Consider the following 17,121-nt stretch of genomic DNA (forward strand, 5'->3'; position numbering starts at 1 on the left):
TATGAAATATAGGCAGCAGTCAGTTGGTTTTTCTTTGCTTGAATTGATGGTGGTGATTGCAATTATCGCGATTCTAGCAACCTTAGCGATGCCGTCGAATGTTGGGCGAATTACGCAAAAGCGCATGGTCGAAACTATTGAGCTAGTCGAGCCCTACAAAGCCTATGTCGCGGCCTCCTATTTAGCCAATAGCGGGACGTTCCCCGCAGATAATGCGGCGGCGGGCATGCCCGATCCAGACAAAATCAAAGGCAATTACTTGCGCAAACTTGAAATCCGAGATGGCGTAATGCACCTAACATTAGGTCAAAAATTACCGGCCAGCTTGCATGATAAAATTTTATCTATTCGGCCAGTCTACGTTAAGGACGAACCCAGCGCGCCGATCTCTTGGATTTGTGGCAACGAAAAAGTTCCGCAAGGGATGTTTGCGGCAGGTACTAATCTAACCGACCTTGACGTGAGCTTTCTGCCAGGGCGTTGTCGCTAACGTTTCGCACTAAGCCGGGTTGCGGTGATAATTGACACACTGTCGATTACTCTGTTTGTTAAGATTAATGCTACGACTTATTTTTTCCAGAGCTGTTATGTTTAGAATTGTACTAATTTGCCTTACGCTGGCCACGACCTTGGTCACATCAGCGGTGGTTTATGCCGTCGACGATGCGCCGTCTGCTCGTCATGTTGAATACCCAACCTACACTGCACACGCAAACGGTATTAGTCTCGCGTATCAAGATTTCGGCGAACCACGCGAGGGTACAGTTTTGTTAGTCATGGGCTTGGGCGCTCAGCTGGTTGCGTGGAACGATGAGTTGGTATTTAGCTTAGTTGATGCGGGATATCGGGTGATACGCTTTGATAACCGTGACACGGGCTGGTCTGAGAAATTCTATGACGCGCCCACACCTAACTGGCTGACTGGTATCCGCTTTAAGTTCGGCTGGTCGATGAATCCGCCGTATTTACTTAGCGACATGGCGGCCGATGCCAACGCTTTGCTTGAGCACCTCGGAGTTGAACAGGCTCATGTAGTGGGCGCTTCGATGGGCGGAATGATTGCGCAAATTATGGCGGCTGAATACCCGCAGCGAGTCGCCTCATTAACCTCGATTATGTCTACTAGTGGCGCCGCAGAGTTACCGCAAGGCAAGGTGCAGCTGGATTTTTCATCGGATGCTACAACACGTGATGAAGCGATACAGGCCACGGTGCAGCTGGTGAAACAGTTTGGCGGGCGTACCGCTGACATCGGCGACGAGGCGTGGACTAAACGGTTATCTCGATTTTACGATCGCTCACATTATGCGCCAGGCACTGCGCGTCAGATATGGGCTATTATTGCATCAGGCGACCGTGTTGAATTACTGCAAACCATAGAGCAGCCGACGGTTGTCATTCATGGTTCTGATGACGCTTTAATACCATATCAAGCTGGCGAGCACACAGCACAACTAGTGCCGGGCGCTAAATTCGTGTTGCTCGATGGCATGGGGCATCATATTGATGCCGAGAGCTTGCCGATTATTGTTGACGAAATTCTATCCGTCGCGCAGCGAGCCAAGTAAGTCAGAGCTAAACCTAGCAGAACTTACTTGGCTTGTTAGGGACTAGGCCTTAACTGTCTTCCAGTTCTTCCCAGCGTGAATAGGCTTGCTCGAGTTGGTCTTGCATTTCTTTGAGTTCGCCACCGACCTTGGCGATTGTTTGTGCGTCCTGCTGATAGAATTCAGGAGCGGCCATCGATAGTGTGAGTTTCTCTATTTTTTCTTCTAGTCCGCTAATCACGGCCGGTAGTTGGTCGAGTTCGCGTTGCAATTTATAACTGAGTTTCTTGGGCTTGACGATCGGCGTAGGAGCGCTAGGTTCTTTTTTATCTGACTTAGTTTGTTGCTCTTTGGCATCGCTGCGTTTTTGTCGTAACCAGTCGTCATAACCGCCAATATATTCAAATACTTTGCCATCACCTTCAAACGCAATGGTGGAGGTCACCACATTGTCGAGGAAAGTTCGGTCATGGCTAACCAGCAACAAAGTGCCCGAATAATCCATTAGTAACTGCTCGAGTAGCTCGAGGGTTTCGTAGTCTAGATCATTAGTCGGTTCGTCTAAAACTAAGAAGTTGAATGGTTGAGTGAACAGCTTGGCTAGCATTAAGCGATTACGTTCTCCGCCGGATAACTTGGCTGCCGGTGCGCGTGCTCTGGCAGGACTGAACAAGAAATCTTGTAAGTAACCCATGATGTGTTTGCGCTGACCGTTAATCTCAATCTCGGTATTGCCGGAGACGTTGTCTTGCACGCTTAGGTCGTCGCGGATGGCTGACCGATGTTGGTCCAAGTAAGCGATCTCTAAGTTGGTGCCAATCTTGATCTTGCCGGACTGAGGCGGATTCTCGCCCGTGAGCATCTTGATCAAAGTTGACTTGCCGCAACCGTTAGGGCCGATAATTCCAACTTTGTCGCCGCGTAAAATACGGCAGCTAAAGTCGTGCATAATCACTTTGTCGTCGAATTTGGCTGATAAGTGCTCCGCCTCGATGACGATCTTGCCCGATTTGCCACCTTGGTTTAGGTTTATTGATGCGGTGCCTTGGCGTTCGCGTCGTTGTCGACGTTCTTCACGCATTTTTTTAAGGGCTCGCACTCGACCTTCATTACGCGTACGTCGTGCTTGAATGCCCTGACGAATCCAAACTTCTTCTTGTGCTAGGCGTTTATCGAACTTTGCGTGATGCTTTTCTTCGTCTTCTAGTGCTTTGGCTTTGGTGGTTAAATAGCTGGTAAAGCTGCCTGGATACGACGTGATGATGCCGCGGTCGAGTTCGATAATGCGAGTACACAAGGAATCAATAAAACTACGGTCGTGCGACACAATAATAAGCGTGACGTTTAATCCGAGTAATAAGTTCTCAAGCCAGATGATGGTGTCGATGTCCAAATGGTTGGTCGGCTCGTCGAGTAATACGATATCCGGTTCATCTACTAAGGCGCGGGCCATCAATACCCTTCGCTTCATACCGCCAGATAAGTCAGAGAATGACATCTCTGGGGTTAAATCAAATTTTGAGCAGAGTGTTTGCACGCGTCGATCCAATGACCAACCGTCGAGCTCGGTGAGCGCTTGTTGTACGTCGAGGTCTTCTTCGCCATCTAAGTAAAACTTAGCCAGTGTTTGACCGCTTTCGGTATTACCGAGCGCAATCACGCTACGGATATCGTAGTCCAGATCATTCGGCACTTCTTGGATTAGCCGACCAGTACGCGTGCCCTGCTGGATCATCAGCTCGCCTTCATCCGGTAAAATTTCTCCGTCGATGAGTTTGAGTAAGGTGGATTTGCCGGCCCCATTTCGGCCAATTAAGCCAATACGCTCGTTTGGTTCGATTACCAGATCGGCTTGGTCTAGAATGGCATCAGCACCAAAACTGATGCTCACCTGCTTTAATGAAATTAACGACATGGCGGATGTGAGGGATGAAAAAACGGTGTGCAGTGTATCATCAATAACCTTAATTTGTGCCGAGAGAAACCATGTTAGTCGAACAGATAGCCGTCAACAATAGCCTTAGAAACTACATGTACTTGCTTGCGTGTCCGGAGACTCGTGAAGCGGTGGCCATTGATCCGCTGGATCATGCTGTCTTATTGCAGCGTGCTAACGAGTTAGGCTGGTCGATTCGAGGCGTTATTAATAGCCATGAACATCACGATCATATTGGCGGTAATGGGCCGGTTATTTCGGCTACCGGTGCGACGCTCTACGCTCATCATCAAGCGGTAGATAAGATCCCAAATGTAGACGTAGCATTACGCGCAGGTGATGCCATTCAAGTTGGAACCTCCGTCGAGTTGATTGCACTGGATACGCCTGGCCATACCTTTTGCCACTCGTGCTTCTATTTTCTTGGTAATGACCAGCAGGCACCAGCGTTATTTAGTGGTGACACATTATTTAATGCAGGGGTTGGTAATTGTCATAATGGCGGTAATCCTCAAACCTTGTATCAAACTTTTGTTCAGCAAATATTTGTGTTGCCGGATGAAACTATGGTGTATCCAGGCCACGATTATATTGAGAATAATCTCGAGTTCACTCTCGATCGAGAGCCCAATAATGCCGCAGCCCAAAGCCTATTAGCAGCGATTAAACAGTGGCCAGGCGATAAACACTTTATTTCCAATATTGGCATGGAGCGTCTGGTAAACACTTTTTTCCGATTACAGAGCGAAGAATTGATCGCTCGATTGCGCAGCCAATTTCCTAATCTACCAAATGATGATCCGGAGGCGGTATTTGTTGGGTTACGCGAATTGCGGAATAAGTGGTAGGTATGAAGTATTGTCAGAGATTTGCCTTGTTGTTCGCGCTGGTGATGGCGGCTTCGGGCGTAGTCTTTGGGCAGAACAACATTGCTAGCATTCCGGTGCCGACTGGTTATCAACGTGTTCCGGTTGCCGCAAATAGCTATGCTGAGTATCTTCAGCAGCTTCCACTCAAGCCCAGTCACAGTATCGATTTGTGGAATGGCGATGTGCTGAGCGATGACGCATATGAAATACTAGCCGTAGTTGATGTGCCGTTGTTGTTTAAACAAGATTTAGAACAATGTGCGGATTTTGCTATGCGCTTTTGGGCTGAGTATCTCAATCACAACGATGCGCTTAGTGAGCTCAGTTTGTATGATTTTAATGGTCGAAAGAAATCATTTACGACGTCGCAGAAAACCTTCCGCGAGTACTTAAAGTGGCATATGGCCTATTCGAATTCATACTCAATAAAACGTGGCGGAGCAAAAGTCCATATGCTGAGCGAATTGGAGTCAGGCGATATGATTGTTCAGAATAATGGGCAAGGTGGCATTGGCCATGTCTCAGTGGTGGTCGATGAGGCTGCGAGTGACTCGGGGCTTAAGGTGTTTCTAGTTGGCTATAGTTATATGCCTGCGCAGCAGTTTCATATTGAGCAAGCGAGCGATGAATTTGGTGCGTCTGGTTGGTTTACCGCAGAGGGATATATGCGGTACGCACAACGCGTGTTTGGCACGTTTGGAAAGCCGGTAATTCGACGATTTGAGCGTGTAAGAGCGGACTAATTTTTTAGACTCCCAGCAAAAGCGAAGCTTTAAAGTTGACTAATATTACCCGCCTCATACGACTCGAGTCGGTTCTCGCCCCAATAGTTCTTTGAGCCGATTTGGTTTGGGTATATTGTCGCGACAGAGTAATTCCCAATGACCAAACGAGAACGGGCTGAAATGCAACACATCACAGATATGCGCACCTAAGCGCGCTAGTGTTCCAGGAATCGGCACACACCAAGCTCGCTTGTCGGTATGACGTAGGCGCAGGCCTCGAATGTATGCTTCAAACCCCAAAGGCTGTTCTCCGCCCAACTCAAACACTCGATTTTCTGCCAGTTGTAAGGTTTGCTCGGAGCCGACGCACAACTGACTCAAAGCCATGCCTGCATCGTCAGCAGTGAGTGCCGCAATCTTCCCTTTTGCAGAGGTCGGAATAATAAACAAGGGGAGTTTTGCCACGCCCCTCAGCCACGTTGCGCCGTACCCGCCTTCGCCGTCCAGCAGAGATATTTTGGCGATGATCCAATCTGAGCCAGAACTTGAAATTGCCTCTTCGCCACGATGTTTAGAGCTAAGAAAGCGGCTCTTCGCATTTGCCGATAGCCCGAGCGCAGATACATGCACAAAACGAGTGCCGGCGCGTTGGCAAGCCGCGGCAATTGCCATCGGTGCTAAATGGTGTACTGCTTCATAGCTTTCGCCAATGCGCTGCCGCAGAATGCCAACGCAGTTCAGCACCGCGTCGTATTGCTGAGCTGTTTCTAACCATTCGTCTGCGGTTGTTGCGCGATGCAGAAGATGTTGTTCTTCAGTAATTGACGGCTGACTAACTTTGACTGTGTCTTGGCGTTTGTCGTTCTTGGGGGAGCGTGTGCCCACCGTAACATCGCAACCGAGTGCCGTTAAACTCGCAACAGCATGGCGACCAATAAATCCTTTGCCACCGAGTACCAATACCTTTTTGTTAACCATTGTTGCTGTCAGCTCTATAATTTTTGTCTGCGCTTAGTATGACATTATGGGCGGTTATCTGGGTTAGGTTATTTATGCTGGCGCTGGCAAGATATGGTGAACTAGACATATCTAAAGTTAGCCAATAATTCTCACTCATGTTTAGCTGAGAAACTTAAAAGGGTAACGATACCAAGTGTTATCAAGCCGGATGAAGATAAAACATCGAGGCTTTATAATGGGTTTAAAATCATGAGGGCTGGTCAACTATAGGAATAAACTTTACACAATGAACTACACGTATTATATCTGCGACGTTTTTACAACTAAGCGTTTTAGTGGGAACCAATTGGCGGTTTTCCCTAGCGCGGATGGGCTGACCGACAAACAAATGCAGAGCATTGCGCGCGAGTTCAATTTCTCCGAGAGTACTTTTGTGTTTTCACCGAGCAAGGACAATACGCGAAAGGTTAGGATCTTTACACCATCCATCGAGGTGCCTTTTGCTGGGCATCCAAATATTGGCACTGCATTCGTATTGGCCGTTACAGGTGAAATTGAAGAGTTTGAAAGTTCTACAGAGATTACGTTTGAGGAAAAGGCTGGATTAGTTCCTATCGTCATACGTAAGCAAGACCATCAAATATGGTGTGAATTCCGAGCGCCAGAAAAGCTTTCATTTGGTGAGCTCGTGACAACTAACTCAATGGCCGCAGTGCTGTCACTTAAAGAAAATGAGATCGTTACGAGTACGCATTATCCGCAAGTCGCCTCGGTGGGATTGCCTTTTCTGATTGTCGAGCTACGTGATCGAGCAGCGTTAGCGCGCGCTAAAATAAACCTGCGTAAGTTGGAAAAACTCGCTGAGCGAGGTGTGACCCCAGATATTCATGTTTATATAAAAAGTGACGACGAGTTTGATATTCGTGCGCGTATGTTCGCGCCGCTTGATGGCGTACCTGAAGATCCAGCCACTGGAAGCGCAAATTGCGCTTTAGCAGCATTGCTCGCACATCATGACTCATCCAATTCCTCGATTTTGGAGTGGCGAATTGCTCAAGGTTGTGAGATGGGGCGCCCAAGCATACTTAATGCGCGCACAGAAAAAATAGCGGGGAAAGGCACGTTCACTTACATTGGTGGTGAGAGTGTGATGGTTAGCCAAGGTACTCTGTATTGTGGTTAGTCTTGTGCTCAGCAGGCGTTCTCTATTTCGTCTAAAAATCGTTTGGCGAGGTCTATTGCATTTGCTCGATGATGATTTTTGGTGTTTCCCCATTCTCTACAATACCAACAAATCCGCGCGGCAACCGTGCCTTCAGACGGTTCATCTAGTTTTAGTTTGAGCGATAAAATTTGTGCTCCGAGTTCAATTAACTCTTCCGTGCGGCTATCGGTTTTATGTTTCAATTGGCGAAACGGGTTAAATGCTGTTACACAGAACACCAAGTCATTCCCTCCATTCGCGGCTAGAGTTAAGTGAGGGACGAGACCTTCTAATAACTGAGCTTCGAGCGAGTCGAGCTGAGCATAGAGTTTGGCTTTTGATACCATAGTTATTAGCTATTGAGCTCGTTTCTCAAGTCAGTTTAAATGCCGCCTAGAAAGTAGTTTGTTGGCACATTTTATTGTTTAGATTGCGTTACCCATTGTGATCATAGGGCCGTAGATAAAACCAATCAAAAACACTAAGCAGATCAGTGATGTTACTAGGCTAAGGTATTGATATTTGCCACGCAGAAAAAGTGGTGCGTAACCCACAGCCATGCAGAATTGCAAGCCAAGCCACCAATACTGAGCCGATTCGAAAAGCCAATTGCTGATGGCCGGCGGTGTAGCGCCAAAGCTGCTGTAGGTTTGTTGGAATTGGCCTGCGCCACCGTTATCAAGCGCGTACAGCAATAACCCGCAAAACGTCAAAATGATGGTTGTGGCTATAAAAAGAAGCATGGTTTTCATGGTGAATATGCCTTTAGTCGCTCACTATGGCGCTATGTGCTAAATGGGTTGCTGGTCAAGTGTTTGGAGTCTAAAGCGGAGCGCCTTGGCGGCTATATCTTAGCAATTAGATGCTTTGCTAAATTATCACAGACATCTCTCTACGGCGCCATTCTAATCGATTTGCCTTATCGATTGGTAAGCTATTCGCTTTGACAGGTAGTACCGTGGTTATGATGTGCTTCTACTGAACTAATGGAAAAAACTAGGCTTAACGTATGACTTCGTATTGGCTCCGACGACTACTATTGACGCTCTGCGGCTGTGTGTTTTGGGGCAGCGGTGTCTGTCAGAGTATTCAGACCTCAATTATTAAGTCTGACGATGGTGGTTGGAGCATTACCTATAGTGCGAGTAAGCCGGTCCAGCGAATCGCGTTTAGCCGCAACCCAGATGATTCTCGAACACGACGTTGGCGGCCGGTTGATAGTGGTTTTGAGGTGCGCTACGCCAACGGCGAAGAGTTTGTGGTGAGGGCAGATAAACAATCTTTTTCAAGAGTTACGCTTGCGCTAACGCCAAGTTATCGGCATTTAGTCAAAGATTACGCGCCATTTTCACCGTTTTCAGATGGTGGAATGTTAATCCATAGCGGGCGATTTTTTGCCTGTGCGGAAGTGTGTAATGACGATTTAAATCAGTGGGCATTCAAGCTTTCGGTGCCTGAGCAAGATCATATTTTATTGCATGGCGGCAAGCATTTATCGACAGTGCAGTGGGTCGATTCCAATGACGGCACTAATGTCTATGTTGGACAGCAAGAGCCAATACGATCGAATGGATTCTTGGTGATGATCGATGCTGGTTTGCCGGCCGCGATTCATGATTCTCTGCTGACGGATATTCCTAAACTTACCGCGTATTTTGAGATGAAAATGGGTGCTATCGGTGCTCCCACGGCACCGAGCTTGTTTGCCTCGTATGCCAATGTGCCGGGAACCTCGGTACAGGGCGGTGTATTGCCCAACCAAATATTTATTCATTGGAATAAAGACAACTTGGAGCAAGTTGCCGACAATGACAGGTTTAAGTTTGACCTGCTGTGGACCTTTGCTCATGAAGTTGGGCATTACTACCAGGACGTCGGTTCGCAGCGGATTAAGCCCGGTGAGTCATGGATCCACGAAGGGCATGCCGAGTTTCTTGCTTATGACGCACTAACGGTGTTGTATCCAGCTGCTGGTTCATACCTCAAAAATAAGGTGGCGGGTTTTAGTACCGAGTGTTCTGAGTCATTGGCAACCACATCGTTGGATCATGCGCATGAGAATTCCCAGTTTGGTGCCTATTACTCGTGTGGATTTTTGATATATCAGGCAATTACGCGAAGTACTCCCTCAAACAGTCAATCGGTAACGAGTGTCTATACAGTTTGGGATCTGTTTAAGGCGGCGGTGCGAAATGACAACATCTCTGCGACAGCTGCATTTATGTCGGTTATTACGCAGCGGGTCAGTGATACAACTGTCGAATCCATTAGTAACCTTGTGTACGCTGATTGTTCGACGTCAAAATGCGCATTAGCGCCGTTATTGAAACCTTGACTCGTGTCAAATTAGAACGTGGCTTTAGATTGGTTTAGCGCTAGAATAATAATGCAACTAATTTAGCATAGAGCGAAAAAATCGCCGTTACACAGCATGGATGGATCGTTACAGAGGCTCAAAGCAGATTTTGAGAGAGAGGGTTTTGTGATTCTCGACTCGGGGATTGATGAGTCGATTCTGGACGCGACAGTCGGCGATTTGCAGAAGCATTTTGGCAATGACAGGGATATACCCGTTCATGTACCTTACTCCGACCCTTGGCGAATTCAAGACGCATGGCATATCAACCAAAGTGTATTAGCTATTGCCACGGCGCCGTCTGTTTTAGAAGTTTTGCAGTCGCTGTATCAAAAGCCTCCGCAGCCATTTCAAACGCTTAATTTCTACAAGGGCACGCAACAGCCGGTGCACTCTGACAGCATTCATTTCAACTCGGAGCCGTTTGGTGCTATGTGCGGTGTGTGGATGGCGCTTGAGGATATTGGGCCAGATCAAGGCCCGTTAATTTACTATCCGGGAAGTCACAAACTAGCTGAGATGAACTACGCCGACTTAGATTTAGAAGCCTGTGAAGCATCATATCCGCAGTACCTTGAAAAAATTCAAGGTTTGATCAATGAGCATAAATTTCAACCGGAATATGGGTTGCTGAAAAAAGGGCAATGTTTGATTTGGTCCGCGAATATTCTGCATGGTGGGGCGGTTCAACACGACCGTGAGTTAACGCGCAAATCTCAAGTGACGCATTATTACCTTGGTAAACCTAAAGCGTGGCGACCGGTGCAAAGCGCCGCAGGTCGCTTTTACTTCGAGCCGGAAGTGGTGAGAGATGTTAGCGGGGAATCGTACAAATATCCCGAGGCGGTACCGACAGTGACGTTTGTTGATCGTGTGAAAAGTGCGATTAGGCGTCGTGTTTTGAGGCTGAGCGAGTAGGTGTTTAGTGCTTGTGATGGCATGGTTGTGCGGCGGCATGCTCTTTTCATTCAAGCTGTTTGTAACTAGGTACTGCCATTGACGGTTTTACATTGCTTGGTTTGCCAGGCAATTTTGAGCGAGATCGATTCTATTTGGGGTTTTTAATCTTAATGATAATGATTCGCATTTACATCAGTAGAAAACTCTGTTAGTTTCTCCACTTCTCCAGTGGGCAGCGTTGTGCGCTTGCTGTTTTTTATGGTTCGTAAGCAACTAAGTGAAGAAGGTAAACAATGAGTATTGAAACGGGTAAGCAGAATAAGCCGTTGAGTTTGAGAGCGCGGAACACAGGTTCAAGTTTCGCCCAAAGTGCCGTGGCACTGGCGATCGGTGTGGCTGGTTCAGGTGTGGGCAGCGTGTCTGCGCAAGAAAATCAAGACGACAGCAGTGTGTCTGATACTAACGCGATTGAGTTAATCGAGGTTTACGGACAGCGAACAGCCCCTTATAAAGCTTTACGCTCCGGTGATGAGCGTCGCGGTGCTGCATTAGCAGATACTCCGCAAACGTTAACTATTCTTACTCAGACCCAAATCGAAGACTCGGGTAAAACGGATCTTAAGGAAATTCTCGCTGCTCAATCTGGCATTACTTTGGGTACCGGTGAAAATGGGAACGCATTTGGTGATCGATACATCATTCGTGGCCATGAAGCCCGCAGCGATGTGTTTGTTGATGGTGTGCGTGATCCAGGCATGACGACTCGTGAGAGCTTCGCCACTGAACAAATTGAAATTACCAAAGGCCCGAGTTCAACCTTTGCTGGCAGGGGTTCGAGCGGTGGTGCGGTGAATGGCATCAGTAAGCAAGCTAATGCGCAGCAAGATTTTTCTATGGTTAAAGGTGGTGTGGGGTCAGATGGTTATCATCGTGTCACGCTCGATTCGAATCATGTCATTAATGACCGAGTAGCCGTGCGCGCAAACCTTTTGCATGCAGAAGAAGAGGTGCCTGATCGCGACCCAGCAAGTAAAGAGCGCATCGGTGGATTGTTATCAGCAAAGTTCCAAGTTACCGATCAGTTTAGCCTGCTTGCCGACTACTATCATTTGGAAGCCAATGATGTTCCTGACTTAGGTAGTTACTTTGATCAGGCAACACGTAAGCCTGTTTCAGATATCGCTGCGTATTCACAAGATAGTGATTTTCTTGAGACGCAAGTCGACGCGTTTACATTTAAAGCGGATTATCAGTTTACCGATAATTTGCGGCTACAAAATGCCACTCGCTTTGGTAAAACCGACAACGGTTATATCGTAACCGGTCTGCGTGGTACTGCGCGTTCAGAAGGGGATCCAGTTGCGCCTGGTGTCGCGACCGCAAGTTTGAGTACTCATCAGGGCTGGCAAGAGGTTGATTACACGGTCAATCAAACCAACTTGTTTTGGGATCTTGCGCAAGGCGATGTCGAGCATAAATTGGTTTTCGGTTTCGAGTATTCAGATGAGCAGGTTGCTAACGGCGTATTCAATACCGAAAATACCGGCGCCACTAACTGTGTGGTTAGCGGGCGTGGTGGTGATTCAGAGGGCTATTGTGCAATCGACGCAAACGGCAATTATGTGACCAACTTAAATAGTCTGCTTGGGCGTACCTTTGAGCGCGGCAGTCAAGATTCTGATTTTAACGTAGAAACTATCTCAGCCTATGTGATGGACAGTGTCATGTTGAACGACCGATGGTCTGGTTTCTTCGGCGTGCGCTACGACGACTTCGATTACAGCAATCGCGTGGTCAGTCGAGGCAATGAAACAGAGTATGACTATTCAGACGGTATGTGGAACGGTCATGCGGGCATCGTGCGTGCTTTAGGTGATAACGGGAACGTGTATTTGACATACAGTACGGCGACTAACATCAATGGTGGTGAGTCGGATGTAGGCGGCAGTTGCGGCTACGGTGGGCTGTGTGGTGATCCCGATCAAGTCGGGTTATCGGATCCAGAGCAAGTGACTAACTTTGAGCTCGGCACCAAATGGGAGTTATTCGACGATCGTTTGTTAGCCACCGCGGCTTTGTTTAGCATTACCAAAGATGATGTAATGGAAAGCGTTGGTGACTCGTATTCCACACTGGGTACGCTGAATACTGGTAAAAATCGCGTGCAAGGTATCGAGCTGTCGTTAACCGGTGCGATTACCGAAAAGCTAAGCGCTCAGTTCAATGCTGCGTTTATGGACTCTGAGGTGCTCGAGGCGTTTAACCCAGAGCAGGTTGGTCTAGCGTTAAGTAACTTCGCTGATAATCACGCGTACCTGCAACTACGTTATGATGCGACTACGCAATTTTCATTTGGCGGCGCAATTACGTACAAGAGTGAAATGTATGGTGGTCAACCTGACACCGCTGCCGGCTTCAATCAAGAGATCGGCGATTACTCTATCGTGGTACCGTCTTATCAAGTGGTAGATTTGTTTGTGAATTACTACCCAAGTGAGAAAGTTAATCTAAAATTGAGTCTCAACAATGTGACCGATGAAGAGTACTGGACCGCGGCCTACCGTTCGGGTGCGTTTATGTATCTCGGTGAAGCGCAAAGTGTACGTGCTACATTGACTTACAATTTTTAAATCACACTCGACTTAATTGCTGCCCTTGGGCGGTGTCTAATCGCCATCAGTACCCTTCAAACGGGTGCTGGTGGCTTTCGCATATTTGAAACGCTATGTTAGTAACCATTGATAAATTTCTAAACGCTGACGAACTAAGTCAAATGCATGCTCATCTCGAAAGTGGTGAATGGAACGATGGACGACTAACCGCTGGCGGTTTAGCGGGTAGCAAGAAGAATAATCAGCAGCTTGATGATCATTCTGATCTGGCGATTAGCTTAGCCAATTTTCTGTTAGAAAGGCTTGGTAACCATCCTCAATTTGTATCAGCGGCGATTCCGCATCGAATTCATCCGCCAAGATTCAATCGCTATGCTGGTGGAGAGTCATATGGTGTGCATGTGGATGCGCCGATCATGTCGATGCCACACTCCAATGAAGTGCTCCGTAGTGACGTGTCGGCCACGCTTTTTCTGAATAATCCAGAAGACTATGATGGTGGTGAGTTGGTGGTCGAAACCGAATTTGGTAGTCAGCAGGTCAAGCTTAATGCTGGTGATATGGTGTTGTACCCGTCGAGCAGCTTGCATCAAGTATTGCCAGTGACTCGCGGTGAGCGTGTGTGCGCTATCTTGTGGGCGCAGAGTATGGTGCCGGATGTGAGCGCGCGTGCCATATTATTCGATTTAGACCAGTCGATTCAGGCTCTTACTGCCGAGCAGCGGGTTGATCAAGACGAGCTGATGCGCTTAACCGCGGTGTACCACAACTTGGTACGTCGCTGGGCGCAGGTGTAGGCAGCGACTAGGTGGCGTCAGTCGAATTATCTTGATGATTAAAAGTGTGATTCTGCGGGGCTATTGCTGGATTAAATAAGTCGCGAGATTTTCGACACTTTTGTAAAAAAAAACGGTCATATTTTGAGCAAAGCCTTATAATTGCCGACCACGCGCTGTTTATGGCGCTTTTTTATGGCGGTAATTCCGCACAGAAACTGAAATTTCGGAGATAAGGCAATGTCGTTTGATGATCGTGATGGTTTCATCTGGATGGATGGAGAATTTGTAGATTGGCGCGAGGCGAAAGTCCACGTGTTAACACACACATTGCATTACGGGGTTGGCGTCTTCGAAGGTGTCCGAGCCTATGCAACAGACCGCGGTCCAGCGATTTTTCGGCTTAATCGTCATACTGAACGTTTGCTGCAGTCAGCCAAGATAATGGGCATGAATATTCCATTTTCAGCCGACGAGATCAGCGCTGCGCAGTGCGAAATTGTGCGTAAGAATGGTTTGAAATCTGCCTATCTGCGTCCGATGGCGTTTTATGGGTCGGAAGCCATGGGTTTGCACGCTAAGGGGTTAAAGGTTCACCTGAGCATCGCGGCTTGGGAATGGGGCGCCTACTTGGGCGACGAAGCGCTTGAAAAAGGCATTCGAGTTAAAACCTCATCGTTCAATCGTCATCATGTCAACAGCACCATGGCGAAGTCAAAAACCAATGGGCATTACACTAACTCTATTATGGCCTTGCAAGAAGCTGAGAACGCAGGTTATGACGAAGCATTGATGCTCGACACTACGGGTTATGTGGCTGAAGGTAGCGGTGAAAATATCTTTATTGTGCGACGTGGCAAAGTGTATACGCCGTCGCTCACGTCAGCACTGGAAGGCATTACGCGCGATACCATTGTGCAATTGTTGCAAGAAGATATGGGGTTGGAAATTGTCGAGAAGCAAATTACGCGCGACGAGGTCTACACTGCCGATGAAGCCTTTTTCACTGGCACGGCGGCTGAAGTGACACCGATTAACTCATTAGACGATCGAATCATTGGCGACGGTAAGCGTGGCCCCGTGACAACCGATATTCAACGTCGTTATTTTGATGTGGTTAATGGCCGTAACCCAGATCGTTTAGACTGGCTGACGGTAGTTTAACTAACTCGGTGTTCGCGCCGATTTCTCGGCATGTCCGATTCGATTAAAAAGTATCTGATCATCGGCCCATCGTGGGTCGGTGATATGGTAATGGCTCAGAGTCTGTTTATTGATATTAAGCAGCGTGAGCCACATGCGCATATTGATGTGTTGGCACCGGCATGGACGGCGGCTATCGTCGACCGTATGCCGCAAGTTAGTGAGTTGGTGGCGGCGAACTTTAATCACGGTAAGCTAAGTTTGGCGGAACGCTTTTGTCTCGGTAAAGCGTTACGCAGTAAAGGCTACACGCATGCTATTCTGCTGCCCAATTCCCTCAAGTCGGCGATTGTGCCTGCGGTTGCTAGAATTCCTGTACGAACCGGTTGGTTGGGCGAGCAACGTTGGGGCTTGCTGAATGATATTCGACGTTTAGATAAGCAGCGCTGGCCTATGACCGTGCAACGCTTTATCGCGCTTGGGCTGGCCAAAGACGATCCGGTTCGGCCGATTTCTGAGGTGCCGGCCCCATTACTCGAAGTCGATGCTGAATCGGTAGCGCAGGTCTTAAAAGCGAATGCCTTGCATCGTGACAAGCGGATCTTGGTTTTATGCCCAGGCGCTGAGTTTGGGCCCTCTAAGCAATGGCCCGCAGAGCATTATGCTAGCTTGGCCAGACACTATTTAGGTGAAGGTTGGCAGGTATGGTTAATGGGCTCTGATAAGGACCTGCCGACGTGCCAGCAGATATCGCTCGCGAATGAGAATCAATGTGAAGTGTTAGCCGGCAAGACTACCTTGCCTCAGGCCGTAGATTTGATGTCATTGGCATCATTGGTTGTGAGTAATGATTCGGGCTTGATGCATATAGCGGCGGCGTTGCAGAGGCCGTTAGTGGCGATTTATGGCTCAACTGACCCAGGGCATACTCCACCGCTCAGCGCTAACCATGTGGTGGCACGCCTCGGTTTGGATTGCAGCCCTTGTTTTAAGCGCGAGTGTCCATTGCAGCATTTAAATTGTTTAGTGCAACTATCTCCTGAGCATGTGATAAAGCTCAGTGCGGCGGTATAATGCGCGTTCTGGTAGTTAAGCTCACGTCGATGGGAGATGCCTTGCATTTGCTGCCGGCGTTGACTGATTTGCAATCGCATCACGCTGATGTGACGGTCGACTGGATGATCGAAGACAGTTTTTCCGAAATTCCACGATGGCATGCAGCCGTGGATCGAGTTATTCCGGTAGCAACGCGTCGTTGGCGCAAATTTAATTTAGCTTCGGTGCGTGAGTTTTTGTCGTTTTGGCGTGTCTTGCGTGGGCAACACTACGATGTCGTTATTGACGCTCAAGGCTTAATGAAGAGTGCCGTATTTGCGCGCTTTGCCAAGCTTGCTAAAGGCGGTGTGCGAGCGGGTTTTAGCGGTGATTCTATCAAGGAATCGCCGGCCGCTAAGTTGTATCAAAAACGCATTGCAGTGAAGCGTGAGCAGCACGCGATTGATCGCTTGCGAGCGTTATTTGCTGGCGTGTTCGGGTACACCGTTAAGTCTGCTCATCTCGATTATCAACTTGAGCTTGGGAGTCCGCCTGCTGCACCGCGGCAATCAGTGATGCTGCTGCATGGCACCACGTGGTCGACCAAGCATCTACCTGATGCTGTGTGGCGAGAGCTGGCGGATCTTGCGGCCGATGACGGTTACCAAGTGCAGCTTGCTTGGGGCAATGAAGTTGAGCGCCAACGGGCAGAATGGATCGCCAAAGGTAAATCGAACGTTACCGTGTTAGAAAAATCGAATTTAACCGAGCTGGCACAGGTATTGCGTACCGCGAGTGGTGCGATCGCGGTCGACACTGGCTTAGGTCATCTCGCCGCAGCGTTGGGGGTTCCATGTGTATCGGCTTATGGCGCCACTGATGCAAATCTAACGGGTACACGCGGTCAGCATCAAGTTCAATTGCAAAGTAGTTACCCTTGCTCTCCTTGTTTATTAAAAACCTGCCCCAAACTAACTGCTCAGGTACTGACTCCTCCTTGCTACCAGCAACTGGATGCTGACCGGTTGTGGCAGGCCCTCTATCAGCAAATTGTCTAA

16 protein-coding genes are annotated in these 17,121 nt (G+C 48.2%); 12 read left to right on the forward strand and 4 right to left on the reverse strand.

Annotated elements, in window-relative coordinates; genetic code table 11:
- Window position 1: 1 nt before the first annotated feature.
- Both DFR28_RS16355 and DFR28_RS16360 read left to right on the forward strand, forming a co-directional pair.
- Complete coding sequence (locus DFR28_RS16355; RefSeq protein ID WP_147251041.1) at window positions 2-490, forward strand: pilin; 489 nt, start codon at window positions 2-4, stop codon at window positions 488-490.
- Window positions 491-587: 97 nt separating this feature from the next.
- On the forward strand, window positions 588-1,568 hold the full coding sequence (locus DFR28_RS16360) for an alpha/beta fold hydrolase (RefSeq protein WP_170132146.1): 981 nt from the start codon (window positions 588-590) through the stop codon (window positions 1,566-1,568).
- Window positions 1,569-1,617: 49 nt separating this feature from the next.
- Here DFR28_RS16360 and DFR28_RS16365 read toward each other — a convergent pair whose 3' ends face one another.
- A complete protein-coding gene (locus DFR28_RS16365) occupies window positions 1,618-3,462 on the reverse strand; it encodes an ATP-binding cassette domain-containing protein (RefSeq protein WP_113955460.1) in 1,845 nt (614 codons plus the stop codon).
- A 71-nt stretch (window positions 3,463-3,533) separates the two neighbouring features.
- On the opposite strand from DFR28_RS16365, the gene DFR28_RS16370 reads away from it, so the two are divergent.
- A complete protein-coding gene (locus DFR28_RS16370) occupies window positions 3,534-4,331 on the forward strand; it encodes a hydroxyacylglutathione hydrolase (RefSeq protein WP_113955461.1) in 798 nt (265 codons plus the stop codon).
- Between the two features lie 2 nt (window positions 4,332-4,333).
- On the forward strand, window positions 4,334-5,095 hold the full coding sequence (locus DFR28_RS16375) for a DUF4846 domain-containing protein (protein ID WP_113955462.1): 762 nt from the start codon (window positions 4,334-4,336) through the stop codon (window positions 5,093-5,095).
- Window positions 5,096-5,149: 54 nt separating this feature from the next.
- On the opposite strand, the gene DFR28_RS16380 is transcribed toward DFR28_RS16375, so the two are convergent.
- Window positions 5,150-6,055, reverse strand: a complete 906-nt coding sequence (locus tag DFR28_RS16380; RefSeq protein WP_113955463.1) for an NAD-dependent epimerase/dehydratase family protein — start codon at window positions 6,053-6,055, stop codon at window positions 5,150-5,152.
- A 268-nt stretch (window positions 6,056-6,323) separates the two neighbouring features.
- Here DFR28_RS16380 and DFR28_RS16385 point away from each other — a divergent pair, with 268 nt between their 5' ends.
- On the forward strand, window positions 6,324-7,220 hold the full coding sequence (locus DFR28_RS16385; protein ID WP_113955464.1) for a PhzF family phenazine biosynthesis protein: 897 nt from the start codon (window positions 6,324-6,326) through the stop codon (window positions 7,218-7,220).
- Window positions 7,221-7,228: 8 nt separating this feature from the next.
- On the opposite strand, the gene DFR28_RS16390 is transcribed toward DFR28_RS16385, so the two are convergent.
- Together DFR28_RS16390 and DFR28_RS16395 are read right to left on the reverse strand one after the other, a co-directional pair.
- Complete coding sequence (locus tag DFR28_RS16390) at window positions 7,229-7,588, reverse strand: hypothetical protein (RefSeq protein WP_113955465.1); 360 nt, start codon at window positions 7,586-7,588, stop codon at window positions 7,229-7,231.
- A gap of 78 nt (window positions 7,589-7,666) precedes the next feature.
- A complete protein-coding gene (locus DFR28_RS16395) occupies window positions 7,667-7,993 on the reverse strand; it encodes a hypothetical protein (RefSeq protein ID WP_113955466.1) in 327 nt (108 codons plus the stop codon).
- A 257-nt stretch (window positions 7,994-8,250) separates the two neighbouring features.
- Between DFR28_RS16395 and DFR28_RS16400 the strand changes: the two genes are divergently transcribed.
- The 7 genes from DFR28_RS16400 (at window position 8,251) to waaC (ending at window position 17,121) form a co-directional block, all read left to right on the forward strand.
- A complete protein-coding gene (locus DFR28_RS16400; protein ID WP_113955467.1) occupies window positions 8,251-9,576 on the forward strand; it encodes a gluzincin family metallopeptidase in 1,326 nt (441 codons plus the stop codon).
- 96 nt (window positions 9,577-9,672) lie between these two features.
- On the forward strand, window positions 9,673-10,515 hold the full coding sequence (locus DFR28_RS16405; protein ID WP_113955468.1) for a phytanoyl-CoA dioxygenase family protein: 843 nt from the start codon (window positions 9,673-9,675) through the stop codon (window positions 10,513-10,515).
- 275 nt (window positions 10,516-10,790) lie between these two features.
- Window positions 10,791-13,127, forward strand: a complete 2,337-nt coding sequence (locus DFR28_RS16410) for a TonB-dependent receptor (RefSeq protein ID WP_113955469.1) — start codon at window positions 10,791-10,793, stop codon at window positions 13,125-13,127.
- 95 nt (window positions 13,128-13,222) lie between these two features.
- Window positions 13,223-13,906: a Fe2+-dependent dioxygenase gene (locus DFR28_RS16415; protein WP_113955470.1), complete on the forward strand. Its 684-nt coding sequence runs from the start codon at window positions 13,223-13,225 to the stop codon at window positions 13,904-13,906.
- A 219-nt stretch (window positions 13,907-14,125) separates the two neighbouring features.
- Window positions 14,126-15,049, forward strand: a complete 924-nt coding sequence (locus DFR28_RS16420) for a branched-chain amino acid transaminase (protein ID WP_113955471.1) — start codon at window positions 14,126-14,128, stop codon at window positions 15,047-15,049.
- Between the two features lie 30 nt (window positions 15,050-15,079).
- Window positions 15,080-16,102 carry a lipopolysaccharide heptosyltransferase II gene (waaF, locus tag DFR28_RS16425; RefSeq protein WP_113955472.1) on the forward strand — a complete coding sequence of 341 codons (1,023 nt, stop codon included), beginning with the start codon at window positions 15,080-15,082 and terminating at the stop codon, window positions 16,100-16,102.
- Window positions 16,102-17,121, forward strand: coding sequence for a lipopolysaccharide heptosyltransferase I (waaC, locus tag DFR28_RS16430; protein ID WP_113955473.1), 1,020 nt, complete (start codon window positions 16,102-16,104; stop codon window positions 17,119-17,121). The genes waaF and waaC overlap by 1 nt, the downstream gene beginning before the upstream one ends.

The organism is Arenicella xantha (assembly GCF_003315245.1).
GTDB classification, from domain to species: domain Bacteria; phylum Pseudomonadota; class Gammaproteobacteria; order Arenicellales; family Arenicellaceae; genus Arenicella; species Arenicella xantha.